The following is a 2688-nucleotide window of genomic DNA, read 5'->3' as shown; positions in this document are numbered from 1 at the left end:
GCCTATCTCTAGTAATAAATAATTATTTTAGACAAATCTCTCCCCATTCTTATTTTAATTATATAAATTTAATAACTAAGAGAAACGAGTTATTTATACTTCTAAAAGACACTCAAATAGGGGAAGAGGATATAGAAGCAGATATAGAAAACTCTACAAATGCAAGTCTTACTCTAAGTGCTGCACAATCTACTATATTAGCTATGAGTATATTTTTAGCATTAAATAAATCTCAAAATTGGAGTAAATTAAATGTAATAGGTATTGATGATCCATTTCAAAATCTAGATGATATTAATGCATATTCTTTCATAGATGTTATATCTAATTTAGTGGCAATGAAAGATAGACAAGTTCTAATTAGTACTCATGATTCTGATTTTGCTAGGTTATCAATTAGAAAATTAAATTTAAGTCCGGATGACTATGCGTATATAAAAATAAAATCATATACTAGAGAGGCGATAGAGATTCAATCCGAACAGTACCGGTCCCTCGTAGAATAAGAAGAAATATTTAGGAAGATGCTAGTAATTTTTGAAGTTTTTTATTCGTGGAACGGCTGAGTCTATTTAAAGACTTCTCCTTTCAACGTACAAGGAATAGATGGTCTCACTACCTTTTATTGTATGTGAAGCATGACAAGAATTTAGAAATATGAAGACAACGTTTTTAAATTATATAAATTAAGAAGTCAAAAGAATGTAGATTAAAAACCTACATTCTTTTTGACTTAGTATATAAATTCTCGCTAACAAATAGGTTGTAGGATAACAAGTATAGCAGAAGCTGCATGGTAGAATATGTTGTGACTAAATATTAAATACTAATGAGTAACCTTGTATTAATCTCTTTGTATTAAAGAATAGATTTTTTAACTTCTAGTAACTTAGCTCTTAGTTTTTCATCATGTGCATATAAATAAAGACCTTTTATTCCTCGTTTAAGCAAGATATTAAGCGAATTTAAAATGATTTCTTCTTTTATTTTTGTAGCATTAGGGTGATTTCCTAATCCTTTAAATGCTTCGGTATCTTTATAACTATCACTTAATATTACTAGTTTATTATTTTTTTCATCATAAGAGATAGATGGCCCCAATATTACACCCACATAGTTTAAGTCAAATCCTTGTACTGTATAAATTGAACCTACTTCATCAATTGAACTTCCATGTGGAGAAACTTTTTCTCGTTGCGCCCATGTTGTAGAAGAATCAGTAAGGTTCCATGGTAGATCTAAGCCACCAGTTGTAACATGATACTTTCCACCATCTTTTTTATGTTCAAAATCAAATGTGGAAACAACTCTAGAAAGTCCCCATTTCGTATTTTGTTGTTGTATTTTTTTATGCATATCAGAAGCATGTTCAAAGATGTCAAAATCATAAGTGTTAGGAACATTTGGCATAGGCATAATATTCTTTTGAACTAAATTATCTAACCATGAAACTAATTCATTGCCAGCATGCATTCGCATTTGAGTAGAAAGTTTATATCTTTTAGGCTTATATTTTGAAAGGACAGTGTTTAATGTTTTAGCATCCCAATATGCCTTATTGCGGGTTACTTGCTTAGAATCAAATATAATAATAGTCACCTTAGCTCTTTTAATAATATCTTCTAGATGATTATGGCCGTGATATGAATTATAAGAATCGGAGCTTGAAAGTAGTAGATGGGCTTCATCTACAAATACAATATCAGCTGGTGTAGTCTCTGTATTTAATGGCGTTTGATTAATAAAAGAAGTAGGTTTTAATATTTTATTCTTCTGCATAATTTTCACATTAGAAGCTATGCTATGGAACGTTTTTAATGCTTCATTATGGTTAATCAAAATATAACTGGAAGTATCATATAAATGTGAGTTTTTGTCTTTAGACATCTCTAACGTTTTATAATAAAGAGAACTTAAAACGACACTTTTACCAACCCCAGCACTACCTTCAATGAAAATCACTTTATGTTCTGTTTTGTTTTGAGTATTCATTTTAAAGAATTGTTCTTCTAATTCATATACAACATCTTGATATAATTCAAACTGTTCAGATGTAAGTTGTTTAAACGGAGATAGTTTGAAAATATCATTATTCTCAATTAAAAATAGATCCTTATTAACAATCTGCTCAGTGTCTTTCAAGGTTTTCCAGATTGCTTCAAAAACTTCATCATTATAAAAGCTTTTTTCATAGTAGTTATGCACAACTGAAGATACAGTTTGACTAACATTTCTTAATGTGTAACGTTCGTCACCTAAGAAATAATTTATTAACTTTGTTTCCAAGTTATACGTAGCAGATTGATTAAATTTTTCATGTTTAATCAGTGTTACATGCTTAAAGTCATGTCTGTTTTTAGCATTAGAAGTATTATGCCTATTTAGTCTATGGGTGTGTAATCTATTAAAAGCATTTACTGTTTCACCAATATAAGCTTCTTTCTCCTTATGTAGGATATAAATAATAGGGTAGTCATTAAAATTATTATAATCCGTTTTGATTTTATCAATTTCTTCTTTTGTGAAAGGGATAGTTTTAATCGTTAAGCCTTCCATGAATATACCTCCTATTTTTAGATACCATTGCCTTAGATTCAGAGTGGAAAACAATACTGCTAAATCTAGCTTAAGTAATATGGATTTGAACTAATTAGAAAAAGGTTTAAAGGTTTTAAAATTGTATAATTT

The 2688-nt window shown here is 29.1% G+C and carries 1 protein-coding gene and 1 pseudogene; one reads left to right on the top strand and one right to left on the bottom strand.

Features of this window, described 5'->3' with window-relative positions; translation table 11 throughout:
- A pseudogene (locus tag DN403_RS31450) lies at positions 1 to 506 on the top strand (SMC family ATPase); the annotation flags it as partial.
- 352 nt (positions 507 to 858) lie between these two features.
- On the opposite strand, the gene DN403_RS28580 reads toward DN403_RS31450, so the two are convergent.
- Positions 859 to 2556 carry a DUF2075 domain-containing protein gene (locus DN403_RS28580; RefSeq protein WP_098833853.1) on the bottom strand — a complete coding sequence of 566 codons (1698 nt, stop codon included), beginning with the start codon at positions 2554 to 2556 and terminating at the stop codon, positions 859 to 861.
- Positions 2557 to 2688 lie beyond the last annotated feature (132 nt).

Origin of the sequence: Bacillus sp. AY2-1, from assembly GCF_008368965.1 — a bacterium.
Taxonomy (GTDB): Bacteria; Bacillota; Bacilli; order Bacillales; family Bacillaceae_G; genus Bacillus_A; species Bacillus_A thuringiensis_S.
Note: the sequence above shows the minus strand (reverse complement) of the source record. Positions and strands in the feature narration are given on the sequence as shown.

Bases quoted from the DNA above. Each gene is read 5' to 3' on its own strand.
- DN403_RS28580 (WP_098833853.1), bottom strand. From the start codon at position 2,556: ATGGAAGGCTTAACGATTAAAACTATCCCTTTCACAAAAGAAGAAATT.